Consider the following 13,951-nt stretch of genomic DNA (forward strand, 5'->3'; position numbering starts at 1 on the left):
AGGGGTGATCAGGAGTGGTTTTCAAGCGCCGAGACCGACGCTCTCCTGTCCAGATCGCTTCGGAATTCGTCTATCCGCGGGGAGGTTGGACCCGCGCGTTTCTCTACGTCAAACACCGGGTGCGGCGAATTCCGGATTCGCCTGAGCGGATCGCGCGCGGGATCGGGGCTGGTGTTTTCGCCGCGTTTACACCGTTTTACGGCATGCATTTTGTCGTCGCCGCTGTCCTGTCGCGGCTGATCAACGGCAACTTGCTGGCCGCTCTCAGCGGTACGTTCTTCGGCAATCCGCTGACCTATGTGCCCATTGGTGTGGTCAGTCTTCAGACCGGGCATTTCCTGCTGGGTACGAGATTCCGCAAGGGCGACACCCACGGTCTGATGGGCAAGTTCGCCGATGCGATTGGCGATCTGAAAAACAACTTCTTTGCCATGTTCACCGACCGGGTCGCCGATTGGCATGGGCTCAGCCGGTTCTATGACGACGTGTTCTTTCCGTATCTGGTGGGCGGTGTCATTCCGGGGATCGTGGCCGGGGTGGTCTGCGGCTATCTCAGCCTTCCGCTGATCCGCACCTATCAGCAGCGGCGCCGCGCCAGGATCAAGGCGAAGTTCGAAGAAATCAAACGCTTGGCCGAAGAAACGGCTGACGTTTCCCATGCAATGCCACTAGGCTCAGGCCAAGATCGGAAAAAGGAATCCAGTGATGTCTGACAATCCCTTGCGTCTGGGCGTGAACATCGACCACGTGGCCACGGTCCGCAATGCACGCGGCGGCGCGTATCCGGATCCGCTGCGCGCCGCGAAACTGGCCGAGGAGGCCGGGGCTGACGGGATTACAGCGCATTTGCGCGAGGATCGCCGTCACATCTCGGACGCGGATATTGACGGTTTGATGGACGTCTTGTCGGTGCCGCTGAACTTTGAGATGGCCGCCACGGAGGAAATGCAGAAAATCGCCTTGCGCCACAAGCCGCACGCCGTCTGTATCGTTCCTGAAAAGCGCGAGGAACGCACCACCGAAGGCGGGCTTGAAGTTGCGCGCGAAGAAAACAAGCTGGCGCATTTCATCGCGCCCCTGCGCGAGGTCGGCTGCCGTGTCTCGATTTTCATCGCTGCCGATCAGCGGCAGATCGATGCCGCCCATCGCATTGGCGCCGAAGTCATTGAATTGCACACTGGTGCGTATTGTGACGCGTTTGCCGAAGGCAATATGGACGAGGCCGAACGCGAGTTGGAGGCCCTGCGTGAGATGTCAGCCTATGGGTATTCCCTGGGGCTCGAAGTGCACGCGGGCCACGGCCTCACCTATGACACGGTGAAGCCGGTCGCCGCCTTCCCCGAAGTGCGCGAACTGAATATCGGCCACTTTCTGATTGGTGAGGCGATCTTTCTGGGCCTCACCCCCGCGATCACCGAAATGCGCCGCCTTATGGACGAGGCACGGTCATGATTGACCTGGCATCCCTTGCTGTCACGGCCCTTGCCTTTTTCATCGTCGCGGTCTCGCCCGGACCCGCCAATATCTCCAACGCGGCAGTGGCGATGAGCAATGGGCGCAAAATCAGCCTCGTTTACGGTCTGGGGTTGTCCTGCGGACTGGTGTTCTGGGGTCTGATTGCCGCCAGCGGCATGGGCGCGGTGTTGCAAAGCTCGCTTTATATGCTGATGGTGCTCAAGGTGTTGGGTGGCCTCTACTTGCTGTGGCTGGCGTGGCAATCCGGGCGCTCCGCGTTGCGGCCTGACACAGGCACGGTATCTGTGCCTGCCACGGGCAAGTGGTTTTGGCGCGGGCTGATACTGAACATGTCCAACCCGAAATCGGTTATCGCGTGGATGGCGGCCTTGTCGGTTGGCCTCGGCCCGGATGACGGTTTGCTGTCCGTCGCCATTGCGACCCTGGTCTGCATTGCGGCAGGGTTCCTCAACAACTTCCTCTATTCGATGTTGTTTTCGGTCAGCGGTATGATGGCCGGATACCGCAGGTTCCGCCGCTGGATCGACGGGGTGGTCGCCGGATTGTTCGCTATTGCCGGTTTAGGCCTCATCAGATCGGCTTTTGCACGATGATCACGTCTGGTTTCATAGCAATCTGGATCGCCTGGCTGATGGCCGGGGGCTCTCCGGGCCCTGCAACGATGGGCATTGCGGGCACTGCAATGAACGAAGGCCGCACCGCGGGCCTGGCCTTTGCGCTGGGCATCTGCGCTGGCTCGGCCGCGTGGGGCATCGCCGCGGCCCTGGGACTGTCGGCCATCATGCTGGCCAATGTCTGGGTGTTCGAGGTGATCCGCTATATCGGCGTGGCCTATCTGAGCTGGCTGGCGTTCAAGGCCCTGCGCCGCGCGATGACGTCGGATGAGGTCGTGCTGGGCAAACCGGTAACAGGGTCACTGCCCACGATTTTTGCCAAAGGAGCGGCCATCCACCTGACCAACCCCAAAGCAATCCTGAGTTGGGGGTCGATCTACGCCATCGTCGCGCCAAATGACGCTGGCCTTGCGATGTTGCTGGGCTATTTTGCCTTGCTCTACGCTGGCTCTTTGCTGATTTTCATCGGCTATGCCTTCCTGTTCTCTTCGGAACGCATGGTGCGCACCTACCGCCGCACCCGCCGGGTGTTTGACTTTGCCTTTGCCGGGTTCTTTGGATTGGCGAGCTACAAGATCCTGACGGTGCGATTGTCGTGAGAGGCATTTGGATGACCGATCTACATGTTTTTCTTTACAGAATTCAGTACCGGGACCGGGCTGATTTCATGGAAGTCACTCGGCGAAATGCGACATTGCTGTTTTGGTCGGCAGTCTCATTTTTCCTGTGCCGTGCAACCCTGTGGCACGCGGCGGCGATAAAGCCGGCTTTTTTGGGCGGTAAAAGAAACAGATGATCCTCGGTGTCGGAACAGATCTCGCGAATATTGATCGCATTCAGGGCACGCTCGATCGTTTCGGCGACCGGTTCCGCAACCGTGTGTTCACCGATATCGAACAGCGCAAGGCGGAACGCCGCCACGACACGGCCGGGACCTATGCCAAGCGCTGGGCCGCGAAGGAGGCCTGTTCCAAGGCATTGGGCACCGGTCTTCGCATGGGGATCGCCTGGAAGGACATGGCCGTCACCAATCTGCGCAGCGGACAGCCCGTGATGCATGTGACCGGCTGGGCCGCCGAACGGCTTAAGGAAATGACCCCCGAAGGGCACGAGGCGATTATCCATGTGACCCTGACTGACGATCACCCTTGGGCGCAGGCTTTCGTAGTGATCGAGGCGCGTCCGCTTCACGATGGGTCCGCCCGGCCTTGACTTGCCCCCATACGCCCCGCATGTAGCACCCCGATAACGTAAGGACTGGAGAGCAGAATGGCCGAGGACGCCAAGACCGGAAACGCCGTTTGGGAGACGATCAAAACTATCGTTTATGCCCTGCTGATCGCGGGCGTTTTCCGCACCCTGTTCTTTCAGCCCTTCTGGATTCCGTCCGGTTCAATGAAACCCACGCTCCTGATCGGCGACTTCCTCTTCGTCAACAAGATGTCCTACGGCTATTCCTATGCCTCATGCCCCAGCTTGATCTTTCCAAGCGTCGGCCTGAACATCGACGCCGAGGATATCTGCGGCTGGATTCAGGGCGAAGACAACACCCGTATCCTGGGGAGCGAGCCCGAGCGGGGCGACGTCATCGTCTTCCGCCACCCCGTCACAGGGCGTGACTATATCAAGCGTCTGATCGGCATGCCGGGAGACCGCGTTCAGGTGCGTGAGGGCGTGATCATCCTGAACGGCACACAAGTGCCGCAAACCCCCGATGGCGTCTTTACGGAAATCGCCGCACCGCAGGGCCCGCAACGCCTGCGTCCACGCTGTGAAAACGGTCCTGTCGGGATCGGCGGTGCCTGCGAAAAGTCCCGCTTCATCGAGACGCTGCCAAATGGTGTTTCATACGAGGTGGTCAATATCGGCAATCAGGGCTCGGACAATACCGGCATCTACACAGTGCCCCAAGGCCACTATTTCTTCATGGGTGACAACCGCGACAACTCGGCTGACAGCCGCTTGCCGCAGTCCGCCGGTGGTGTTGGATACGTGCCTTACGAAAACCTGATCGGCCGCGCCGACCGGATCATGTTCTCGTCCTCAGGTCGTTCGATGCTGTTCTTCTGGACCTGGCGCAGTGATCGCTACTTCAAGGCGGTCAATTGAAGCTATCGGCCGAGATAAAGGCGTTCCAAAAACGGTTGGGGTATGAGTTCTCCAATCCCGGGCTGCTGGTGCGCGCCCTGACCCACGGATCGGTATCTTCGCCCACGCGACCCGACAATCAGCGGTTGGAGTTTCTCGGCGACCGTGTGCTCGGCCTGGTCATGGCGACTGCCCTGCTTGAGGCCGACAAAGAAGCTTCCGAAGGGCAACTTGCCCCGCGTTTCAATGCGCTTGTGCGCAAAGAGGCCTGCGCCGATGTCGCCCTGCAGATTGATCTGGGCGCGGTCCTGAAACTGGGTCGGTCCGAGATGCTGTCGGGCGGGCGCCGCAAGCAGGCCTTGTTGGGTGACGCGATGGAGGCGGTGATCGCCGCCATCTATCGCGATGCCGGTTTCGAGGCCGCGCGCGACGTGATTCTGGCCCTCTGGGGCGATCGCATCCACACCGTCGAGGCGGACGCCCGAGACGCCAAAACCGCTTTGCAGGAGTGGGCCCAGGCCCGTGGCCAAAGGCCGCCCAGCTATGTCGAGGTTTCGCGCAGCGGCCCGGATCACGCTCCTGTCTTCACCATCGCCGCTCGGTTGCAGGACGGCACCGAGGAACAGGCGACGGCAGGATCAAAACGACAGGCGGAACAGGCGGCGGCCAAGATGTTGCTGGCGAAACTCGCATAGCTTAGACGCCCTGCAAATCCCTCTGGCCGAAGGTTCCGTTCTGCTATAGGGATGCCCACCTGCAATCAGGATCGCTTCATACATGACCACACGTGCCGGATTTATTGCTCTGATCGGAGAGCCCAACGCAGGGAAATCGACCCTGCTGAACCGCATGGTCGGGGCCAAGGTCTCGATCGTGACGCACAAGGTGCAAACCACCCGCGCCCGCATTCGCGGCGTGGCGATGGAGGGCGACGCGCAATTGGTTTTTGTCGACACGCCCGGCCTGTTCAAACCCCGCCGCCGTCTGGATCGCGCCATGGTCGCTGCCGCGTGGGGCGGGGCCGCTGATGCCGATATCGTGGTCCTGATGGTCGAGGCCCATCGAGGCATCACCGAAGGGGTCGAACGCATCCTCGAAGGTCTGGAAGAGATCGGGCAGGGCCGTACCATCGCGCTCGCCATCAACAAGATCGACAAGGTGCCCTCGGAGAAACTGTTGATCCTAACCAGCGACCTGAACGCGCGTTATCCCTTTGCCGAGACCTTCATGATCTCAGCCGAAAAAGGCCATGGCGTTGACGATCTCCGCAAATGGCTGGCTTCGGAACTGCCCGAAGGCCCGTGGCTTTACCCCGAGGATCAAATTGCTGACCTGCCCCTGCGCATGATCGCGGCTGAGACGACGCGCGAGAAGCTAACCCTGCGCCTGCATCAGGAACTGCCCTATCAGCTAACCGTCGAGACCGAGAACTGGGAAGAGCGCAAGGATGGATCAGCCAAGATCGACCAGGTCATTTATGTCATGCGCGACGGTCACAAGGGCATCGTGCTGGGCAAACGGGGCGAAACCATCAAGGCCGTCAGCCAGGCCGCGCGGGTCGAGTTAGAAGAGTTCCTGGACCGCAAAATCCACCTGTTCCTGCAGGTCAAGGTCCGCCCCAACTGGTTGGAAGACTCCGAGCGCTATTCGGAAATGGGTCTGGACTTCAAAGACGGCAACGCATGACGCGCCTGACGGCCGAGTTCTGGGTGCACGCGTATCTGGCGCGGTTGCGGTTTCAGGAAATCCCGGCCTTTGTCGTGACTCATGGCGACGACACGGCTGGCGCGGTGCTGGTCAAGCTCAATACGCTGGACGGTCTGGCGGTTGCATTCCAGCGCAGCTTCGATCTGATGAGCGGCGAACGTAAGTGGATTGAACTCGCCAGCGGTCCCGAGGCGGATGTGGACACTGCTATCACCCGCCAACGCGGCTTTGACCCCGACCTCTGGGTGGTCGAGGTCGAGGACCGCCAAGGGCGGCATTTGCTGGACGAAGACGGGTTGGAGTAACTTTACCAGCCTGCGGTTTTTGCCAGGATATCGTGCCCGGTTGCTTCAGGTGATCCACCGGAGAACTCGCGGATTTTGCCTGCGAACTCTTTAAAATAGGGCTGCGATTGAACATGGGCCAGCGTTTCGGCGCTGTCCCAGCGACCCCAGTGGAAACGCGATACACCGTCGTCGGCAACAGCAACCTGATAGGTGAATTTCCCGGCGATGACGGGATCGTTGTCGATGGCGGCCATGAAAGTTCTGACTGTGGCCAGCCACTCGGGTTCGCTACCATCGTACGAGTAGGTGATCGTAATGCCGCGCACGAGAGTCTCCAATTTAACGGTTTTGTTAATTAGTGACTCAAATCAGGATATTGTCAAGTACGTGGCACAGCGGCGCCTACCAGCGGTGGAAGGTGCGCATCAGAATTCATCAACTGATTTGCCGAGCAACGGCACGAAAACTGCTACTGTATGACCGCCTGCTCTGGGGGCAGGTCCGTAACATGGGCGGAATGAACCTCAGTGATCGGGGCAAACCTGTGCACCTCAATCCCATCCCCTTCTGTTTCTATCGCCGTGTTGGCCGGGATTTCGATCCACTCTCCACTGTTCGCATCAAGTGGCTCAGAAGAGATGATGATTCCATCTTCGCAGGGTCGATAGTGGAGGCTGGGGGCGAACCGGTCCGACGCATACCGGGCCGCAAACAACCGTTGACCGTCCGACCAGCACGCGGCAAAACGCAGGTAAGGCAAGGCCCCCTTGCGTCGGGAGAGGGTTTCAACCCGTTCAACCGCCCGCTGCATGGCCCCGATTGGATCACTGTCCAGTCCCTCGCCATGCGCAATCAGAAAGATGGCCTCGCTTTCCGTGGCTCCCAGCCGATGGTTGTAGAGGTTCGGGGGAATCATCCCATCCAGTTCCTGACGGATGCGCTCGTGCCCTCCGGCCTGGCCGTTATGCATGAAGCTCCAGCGCCCGCAGCCAAAGGGGTGGCAATTGTTGCGGGACGTCGCTGTGCCTGTAGACGCTCGAACATGCGCCAGAAACAGACCGGATTGGGTATGATGCGTCAGCTGCCTCAGATTGGCGTCCGACCAGGCCGGGTTTGTGTCCTTGTAAAAACAAGGGTTCGTCCGGTCTGAATACCAAGCCAGCCCAAAACCGTCAGCATTAATCGGTGTCTTTCCGATCAGAGCATTGCGGCTCTGTTCCACAAGCGACTGCTCCTGATGCATGATAAGATCGTCCAGATAACGTTTTACCCCAACCCATGCCAAAAATCGACACATCGGACCTACCCCAGTGCGCTTGAAACTCAGGTATCAATACCATTTCTGTCGTGAGAAAAAGTCACATATTACTCGAGGAATGGCTTTAATATTCTATCAAATGATCACCATACACCCCAGTTTTCGTTCAAACCCTTGAGGCGCCCGACACGATAGAATGCCGTCCCGCCACGGTTGGTTGCCTGTAAACCAGAAACGCGAGAACCGAACCCCTTGCGAGTGCGAACCCTTTGCGGTCTGTTGGGCGAACACCACCAGCCATTACCGGAGCCCCTTTGGACTGGCGCGATCACGGCATACTCCTGAGCACCCGTCGCCATGGCGAAACAGCGGCGATTATAGAGGTCTTTACCGAGGCCCATGGCCGCCATGCGGGTGTCGTGCGTGGAGGAACCAGCCGCAAGATCGCGCCCATCCTGCAGCCCGGTGCGCAGCTGGATGTTCTCTGGCGGGCGCGGCTGGAGGAACATCTCGGTACATTTCAGGTGGAACCTCTGCGGTCGCGCGCGGCGGCGGCATTCTCTGGGCGGTTGGCGCTGGCCGGGCTGAATGCGGTGGTGTCGCTTTTGACTTTCTGCTTGCCGGAGCGCGAACCGCACCCGGCGATCTACCGGCGGACCGAGCAACTGATGGATTTGCTGGGACAGGATGAGGTCTGGCCGCTGGGATATTTGCGCTGGGAGCTGGCCCTGTTGGAGGAGATGGGCTTTGGTCTCGACCTCAGCCGCTGCGCTGTTACCGGCGCGACTGAGGGGCTGATCTATGTCTCGCCAAAATCAGGTCGCGCTGTCAGTGCTGCTGGCGCCGGCGAATGGGCGGACAAGTTGTTGCCGTTGCCGCCCTGCTTGCGCGGTGAAGGAGCGGCACCGGATATCGAAATTGCATCCGGACTTCAAACAACAGGTTTCTTTCTTGAGCACCGCGTCGCGCCATCGCTGGGGCACACGCCTTTGCCGGATGCGCGCGCCCGGTTTGTCGAACACGTCACTCGGCGGCTGTGAACACCATTTCGTGCCCGTCTTCGTTGCGCAGGATCAGAACGTCCCCCGATACCTCGGCCTGCGTCATTGCCAAAAGGGCGGCAAAATAGAACCCTTCAGCTTCAAGCGCCTCACAGGCGCGACGCGTGGCAACCAGATCACCGATGTCGAACCACGGGTAAGGCGCGCTCATGGTGCCGGTATAGGTGTTACACGGCGCAGACCCGGCGATCTCTCCCGCCGTCGGAATCTGTAGGGTTGCCCTGGCGGAAAAGGGCAAGGTGTTTATTTCCTGAAGGGACCAGACGTGATCGGCAGCTCCATAGGCAGCCACAGTTTCATCTCGATCACATTGAAGCAGGCCCAGCAGGGGCAGGATCAGAGCAAGTCGCAGCATAGATGGGTTTCCTGATCGTCAAAACACCGCGTTTAGGCCGGTAGGCGGTGGACGGTCAAGCGAACGTTGGAAACAGCGTTGTCAATCCAGCCAGATAGTTGACCGCTGATCGTAAATCGACATAGTGGCAGCGCGATTGTGCAGGGTCTATACTGTTGATCATTTGTTCCTTTGACGGGGCGTTGTATTTAGTATGCGCTTGGGTTTGCGGTGGTTTTTTAGTGGAGAGTTTCTGTGGCACAAAGTGACGACATGAACAAAGACGTACAGCCGCGGCGTTTCGTCAAGATAGTCATGATCCTGATCTACGCAATCTTTCTGGCCCTTCTGATCGAGTTGCTGTCCTATGTCGCCGTCGTGCATTTGTTTGATAACGCGCTTGGAAACAAAGCCGAACGCCACCTTTATTCCTCGATACGCGGGCATCAGCTGAACCCGGACTATAGTCGCGAGTTCGACACGGGCGGTCAGCGCATCCACTCGGATCAGGGCCTTCGTCGGGACACAGATGTTACCCTACCAAAGCCAGAGGATACGTATCGTATCTTTTTGATGGGAGGCTCGACCGCATATGCCATCGGGTCACAAGGCAGCGTCTACCCCGAGCATCCAACCCTGACCAATCAGGAAACCGTCTCACATTTTTTGGAACAGGGTTTGCGCGACCAACTGCAGGCCGAGATGCCGGGGGTCACAATAGAAGTCATCAATGCCGGTGTCGCGGCCTATCACAGCTTCCATCACGTGCTGTACCTCTATGAAACGTTGTATGAATACGAGCCGGACATGATCGTGTTTCTGGACGGGCACAATGATTTCTACAATGTGGGGGTTTCTAACCCGATCCAGAGCTACGGCTATTCTTCTGCGCGCATGGTGGACGCCCTGAACGAACGTAAACCTTTCTTCGCGACCTACGCATTCATGCGGTATTTTGCCGACCATTCCTACACGTTCAAGCTGGTCTCAAAGCTCACGCAAGGCCTGTACGACCGCTATGAAGCGCCACCCTATAACACCTATGGCGATGTCACCGCGCTTGAGCGTGACTTCTCCGCTGAACTTGAGGAAACCGCGCGTGTCGGTTTCCTGCGGAACTACAAGCTGATCGAGACCTTCGGCGACTATCACGGCTTTTGCTATCACGTCTTCCTGCAGCCCGAAGTCGTATTTGAGGACACGGTACATCTGAGTGAGACGGACCGCGAAATTGCCCGGATCACCCGCGACAGGTACATCCCCGGACGGGAAGATCTTATGAAACGCGCGCGTCCTGAATTCCCTGCGCTGTTTCAGCAAGCCGGAATACCCTTCACCGACATCGGAGAGATCGCGGCACCGGAACATCGGGATAAAACGCTGTATGTCGACTATACCCATCTGACGCCAGAAGGATCAAAGCTAGTGGCTGACCGGATGCTGCCGGTCGTAACCAGGCGGATCGCGGAATGCGGGCAGGCCAACTAGGTCGACACGCGGGGTTTCGTACGATCCGGACACGTGTAGAGGTCGGACAGGTGCAAACTGTGCGCTGCAAGAAAAGACCCGGCGCAAGGGCCGGGTCAGTTTAGGAAACAGGGGTGCCGTTTCGGGTCAGCCCAGCAAACGCCGTGCAATGACCTGTGCCTGAATTTCGGCAGCCCCTTCGAAAATGTTCAGGATGCGCGCGTCGCACAGCACCCTGCTGATCTTGTATTCCAGCGCAAAGCCGTTGCCGCCGTGGATCTGCAACCCGTTGTCGGCGGCAGCCCAGGCCACACGGGCACCCAGCAGCTTGGCCATCCCGGCCTCAAGGTCGCAGCGCTGACCGTGGTCTTTTTCCCAGGCAGAGAAATAGGTCAGTTGCCGCGCGATCATGATCTCGACCGCCATCATAGCCAGCTTGCCGGACACGCGCGGGAAATTGATCAGCGACTTGCCAAACTGCTTGCGGTCCTGCGCGTATTGCATGGCGATGTCGAGCGCGCTCTGCGCAACGCCGATGGCACGAGCGGCAGTCTGGATGCGCGCGGATTCGAAGGTTTCCATCAGTTGCTTGAAACCTTTGCCCTCTTCACCGCCCAAAAGGTTCTCACCCTTCACGTGAAAGCCGTCAAAACCCAGCTCGTACTCCTTCATGCCGCGGTAGCCGAGCACCTCAATCTCACCGCCGGTCATGCCCGGGGTGGGGAAGGGATCATCATCGGTGCCGGGTGTCTTTTCAGCCAGAAACATCGAGAGACCACGGTGGTCCGTTGACTCCGGATTGGTCCGCGCCAGCAGGGTCATGACATGAGTACGGGCCGCGTGCGTGATCCAGGTCTTGTTCCCGGTGATCTGATAATCACCGTTTTCGTCCTTGACCGCACGCGTGCGCAGACTGCCCAGATCAGAGCCCGTATTGGGTTCGGTGAACACCGCCGTGGGCAGAATCTCGGCGCTGGCCAGTTTCGGCAGCCAGTTGGCCTTTTGCTCATCCGTGCCGCCCGCAATGATCAGTTCGGCTGCGATCTCGGACCGGGTGCCCAGTGAACCGACACCGATGTACCCGCGCGACAGTTCTTCGGAGACGACGCACATCGAGGCTTTGGACAGACCAAAACCGCCAAATTCTTCCGGGATCGTGAGGCCGAAAACACCCATCTCTGCCAGCTCTTCGATGACCTCGATCGGGATCAGTTCATCCTTAAGGTGCCAATCATGCGCATAGGGTTCGACCTTTTCCTGAGCATAGCGGCGGAACTGGTCCCGGATCATCTCGAGCTCTTCGTCCAGACCGGATGCCCCAAACATCGTGGCACCGGACTGGTCCTGCATCAGGTCAACCAGACGCGTGCGCGCGGCCTGAGAATTGGCCTGCGCCATCAGCGTCTGCACCTCGGTGCACTGGAACCCGGACAGGGCGTCCCAGCCCAGACCCAGATCCTGCAGGCGGACGACTTCACCCTGGTTCATCGGGATACCGCCTGCGACCTGATGCAGGTATTCGCCGAATGCGATCTGGTGCAACAGCTGTTCCATTTCGCCGAATTTGCCGCCGGCCTCCAGCGCCTCAGCCCAACGCTGCATTTGCTGCAGAGACTGGCAGTATGTGGCCAACCAGGCGAACCCGTGCGCCGCTGTCTGGTGCGCCTCGATCAATGCGCCAGAGACTTTGCCGTCGGACGTGACCATTCCGCGAACCGCATCGCGGGCCCGTTCGAACACAGCTTCTACGGCCGGAACAGCCGCGCGGGTCAGCGTCAGAAGGTCGGGCAATATCGCAGCTGTTGTCATCTGGGTCACATCCTGTCCGTCATGGGCCATGATTCACGTCCTTCTCTGGGTCGTCCGGTCATATCATGCTGCACATGCAGCGCAACAAAAATACGAATTGCATATCGGAAAAGTTCAAATGTTACCGGATTAGTTTTGCAGTGCAGAGAAAACTCAGGGTGATATCAACGGATCATGACACTGTTTTCAATATTTTCTGTACAGGACTTGTTTCTCTCTGCAGCAATTGCCTTCCTCGCTGGCTGGATCAAAGGCATGGTCGGGTTCGCCATGCCCATGATTTTGGTGTCCGGGCTGAGCATGTTCCTTCCTCCTGATGTGGCGCTGGCGGGGCTGATCCTGCCCACTCTGGTGACAAACGGTGTTCAGGCTCTGCGGGAAGGACTGTCTGCGGCTGTGTCCTCAATCCGGCAGTTCAAGGTTTTTCTGACGGTTGGGCTGGTGTTTCTGCTGGCCGGTGCGCAGCTCGTCAGCCTCGTCCCGGCCTCGACCTTTCTGTTGATGATTGGTGCTCCGGTGACTTTCTTTGCCCTGATCCAGGTCTTGGGAACCAGACTGACACTGATGAAGCGTTCGGCGAAGATTGAGGCAGGCATCGGGTCGGTGGCCGGGTTTGTCGGTGGCATGTCCGGGGTTTGGGGGCCGCCGACGGTGATGTATCTGACCGCTCTGAACACGTCCAAAGCGGATCAGATGCGGGTGCAGGGCGTGATCTACGGGTTGGGTGCGGTGGCATTAACGGCAGCGCATTTGGGGTCAGGTATCCTGCGCGCTGATACCGCGCCATTTTCCGCTTTTCTGATTGCACCGGCCCTGTTGGGCATGTGGGTTGGGTTGCAACTGCAATCGCGAATTGATCAGGCCAGTTTTCGCAAGGTGACGCTGCTGGTTCTGCTGGTGGCGGGGCTGAACCTGTTGCGGCGTGGATTGTTTTATTGATTGCTCAGTGACGGCCGTCGATGAACCGGAACGCAAAGTACAAAATGAGCATCAAAAAGAACAAGCCAGAGATATCACCGATCAGAAACGCGATGTATTCCGCCGTTGGGCTACCAAACGCCAGGTTGGTCAGGCCGGAAACCAGGACCGAGGTTATGACCCCCACACCCATCACACAGCTCCAGCAGGGTTTGCGGTCAGATCGGGGGAACAGGTCCCACCCCAACCATTTGCACAAGTAAAACACGGCAGGCACCGTTGTGACCGCGATGACGATGGCCGCCAGGCGGCTTGGTAGAAAGACATCGGAGCCGGCTACAAAGGCAAACGACAGAAATACGCCGGGCAAAAGGGCAAAGATGGCCCGCCATCCCAGCAACCAGGCGGCCAGGACACGAACGCCATGGGGCAGAAACAGCAAACTGGCACGGCTGAGATATTCAGGAAAAAAAACGTTCTGAAGCGGCATCAGAACCTGAAACGTCAGGAACGATGCACCCAAATAGGCCAAAGAGGCAAAGAAAGTTTCAGTGGCCCACTTGCGCACAGGAGTCAGCTGCCCATGTGCAGGGCCGCTGCGCTACCTTGGGGCATTTACGACATACCGTCCCCGGTTGGCGCTGCCGCTTTGTGAAAGGTACCCTTTCTCAACCAGCGATTTCAGGGCGCGGAAGAATGTCGGGCGCGAGACGCTTTGGACCAGCGTATGCTCGATCAGCCCAAAGGTGCGTACTTCCTGATCGGCTTTGGACAGTTCCTCGGCCGCATAGTAAATGTCACGCTCAACCGGAGAGAGTGTTTCCAGCCCCAGTGTGCGTTCCATGCTCTGCATCAATTTACGCAGTTCAGTAAGTTTCGAGATTTCGGTCATCAGATCCCCATCGGTTTTTTTGCCCGAGTCTGCAGGGCAG

The 13,951-nt window shown here is 58.7% G+C and carries 18 protein-coding genes; 12 read left to right on the plus strand and 6 right to left on the minus strand.

Features of this window, described 5'->3' with window-relative positions; genetic code table 11:
* The first annotated feature begins 14 nt into the window (after positions 1–14).
* The 9 genes from ACR3E0_RS05635 to ACR3E0_RS05675 all read left to right on the plus strand — a co-directional run bounded on the left by ACR3E0_RS05635 (position 15) and on the right by ACR3E0_RS05675 (position 6,190).
* Positions 15–713, plus strand: a complete 699-nt coding sequence (locus ACR3E0_RS05635) for a DUF2062 domain-containing protein (protein WP_480476976.1) — start codon at positions 15–17, stop codon at positions 711–713.
* Positions 706–1,452, plus strand: coding sequence for a pyridoxine 5'-phosphate synthase (locus tag ACR3E0_RS05640; RefSeq protein WP_480476978.1), 747 nt, complete (start codon positions 706–708; stop codon positions 1,450–1,452). Before ACR3E0_RS05635 ends, ACR3E0_RS05640 begins: the two co-directional genes overlap by 8 nt.
* Positions 1,449–2,069: a LysE family translocator gene (locus tag ACR3E0_RS05645; RefSeq protein WP_480476980.1), complete on the plus strand. Its 621-nt coding sequence runs from the start codon at positions 1,449–1,451 to the stop codon at positions 2,067–2,069. The genes ACR3E0_RS05640 and ACR3E0_RS05645 overlap by 4 nt, the downstream gene beginning before the upstream one ends.
* Entirely contained in the window at positions 2,066–2,689 is a 624-nt protein-coding gene (locus tag ACR3E0_RS05650) for a LysE family translocator (protein ID WP_480476982.1), read from the plus strand. The genes ACR3E0_RS05645 and ACR3E0_RS05650 overlap by 4 nt, the downstream gene beginning before the upstream one ends.
* A gap of 193 nt (positions 2,690–2,882) precedes the next feature.
* Positions 2,883–3,302, plus strand: coding sequence for a holo-ACP synthase (gene acpS, locus ACR3E0_RS05655; RefSeq protein WP_480476984.1), 420 nt, complete (start codon positions 2,883–2,885; stop codon positions 3,300–3,302).
* A gap of 57 nt (positions 3,303–3,359) precedes the next feature.
* Positions 3,360–4,199, plus strand: coding sequence for a signal peptidase I (gene lepB / locus ACR3E0_RS05660; RefSeq protein WP_480476986.1), 840 nt, complete (start codon positions 3,360–3,362; stop codon positions 4,197–4,199).
* Positions 4,196–4,873 (plus strand): ribonuclease III, encoded by a 678-nt coding sequence (rnc, locus tag ACR3E0_RS05665; protein WP_480476988.1) that lies wholly within the window; start codon positions 4,196–4,198, stop codon positions 4,871–4,873. The genes lepB and rnc overlap by 4 nt, the downstream gene beginning before the upstream one ends.
* Positions 4,874–4,955: 82 nt before the next feature.
* The gene (gene era / locus ACR3E0_RS05670; protein ID WP_480476990.1) at positions 4,956–5,864 is read left to right on the plus strand and encodes a GTPase Era; all 909 of its coding nucleotides are present in this window, start codon (positions 4,956–4,958) and stop codon (positions 5,862–5,864) included.
* On the plus strand, positions 5,861–6,190 hold the full coding sequence (locus ACR3E0_RS05675; RefSeq protein ID WP_480476992.1) for a DUF1491 family protein: 330 nt from the start codon (positions 5,861–5,863) through the stop codon (positions 6,188–6,190). Before era ends, ACR3E0_RS05675 begins: the two co-directional genes overlap by 4 nt.
* Positions 6,191–6,192: 2 nt before the next feature.
* On the opposite strand, the gene ACR3E0_RS05680 is transcribed toward ACR3E0_RS05675, so the two are convergent.
* Both ACR3E0_RS05680 and ACR3E0_RS05685 read right to left on the minus strand, forming a co-directional pair.
* Complete coding sequence (locus ACR3E0_RS05680; RefSeq protein WP_480476994.1) at positions 6,193–6,498, minus strand: hypothetical protein; 306 nt, start codon at positions 6,496–6,498, stop codon at positions 6,193–6,195.
* A 143-nt stretch (positions 6,499–6,641) separates the two neighbouring features.
* Positions 6,642–7,469: a class II glutamine amidotransferase gene (locus ACR3E0_RS05685; protein ID WP_480476996.1), complete on the minus strand. Its 828-nt coding sequence runs from the start codon at positions 7,467–7,469 to the stop codon at positions 6,642–6,644.
* 275 nt (positions 7,470–7,744) lie between these two features.
* On the opposite strand from ACR3E0_RS05685, the gene recO reads away from it, so the two are divergent.
* Positions 7,745–8,470, plus strand: a complete 726-nt coding sequence (gene recO / locus ACR3E0_RS05690; protein WP_480476998.1) for a DNA repair protein RecO — start codon at positions 7,745–7,747, stop codon at positions 8,468–8,470.
* Here the strand turns inward: recO and ACR3E0_RS05695 are convergent.
* On the minus strand, positions 8,454–8,846 hold the full coding sequence (locus ACR3E0_RS05695; RefSeq protein ID WP_480477000.1) for an META domain-containing protein: 393 nt from the start codon (positions 8,844–8,846) through the stop codon (positions 8,454–8,456). The two genes, recO and ACR3E0_RS05695, sit on opposite strands and share 17 nt — an antisense overlap.
* 252 nt (positions 8,847–9,098) lie before the next feature.
* On the opposite strand from ACR3E0_RS05695, the gene ACR3E0_RS05700 reads away from it, so the two are divergent.
* On the plus strand, positions 9,099–10,313 hold the full coding sequence (locus ACR3E0_RS05700) for a hypothetical protein (protein WP_480477002.1): 1,215 nt from the start codon (positions 9,099–9,101) through the stop codon (positions 10,311–10,313).
* Between the two features lie 126 nt (positions 10,314–10,439).
* Here the strand turns inward: ACR3E0_RS05700 and ACR3E0_RS05705 are convergent, their stop codons facing one another.
* Complete coding sequence (locus ACR3E0_RS05705) at positions 10,440–12,131, minus strand: acyl-CoA dehydrogenase family protein (protein WP_480477004.1); 1,692 nt, start codon at positions 12,129–12,131, stop codon at positions 10,440–10,442.
* A gap of 144 nt (positions 12,132–12,275) precedes the next feature.
* On the opposite strand from ACR3E0_RS05705, the gene ACR3E0_RS05710 reads away from it, so the two are divergent.
* Complete coding sequence (locus ACR3E0_RS05710) at positions 12,276–13,040, plus strand: sulfite exporter TauE/SafE family protein (RefSeq protein WP_480477006.1); 765 nt, start codon at positions 12,276–12,278, stop codon at positions 13,038–13,040.
* Between the two features lie 4 nt (positions 13,041–13,044).
* Here the strand turns inward: ACR3E0_RS05710 and ACR3E0_RS05715 are convergent, their stop codons facing one another.
* Entirely contained in the window at positions 13,045–13,587 is a 543-nt protein-coding gene (locus ACR3E0_RS05715) for a hypothetical protein (RefSeq protein WP_480477008.1), read from the minus strand.
* Between the two features lie 33 nt (positions 13,588–13,620).
* Positions 13,621–13,911 carry a hypothetical protein gene (locus ACR3E0_RS05720; protein WP_480477010.1) on the minus strand — a complete coding sequence of 97 codons (291 nt, stop codon included), beginning with the start codon at positions 13,909–13,911 and terminating at the stop codon, positions 13,621–13,623.
* Positions 13,912–13,951 lie beyond the last annotated feature (40 nt).

It is taken from the genome of Ruegeria sp. AJ12 (assembly GCF_056536245.1).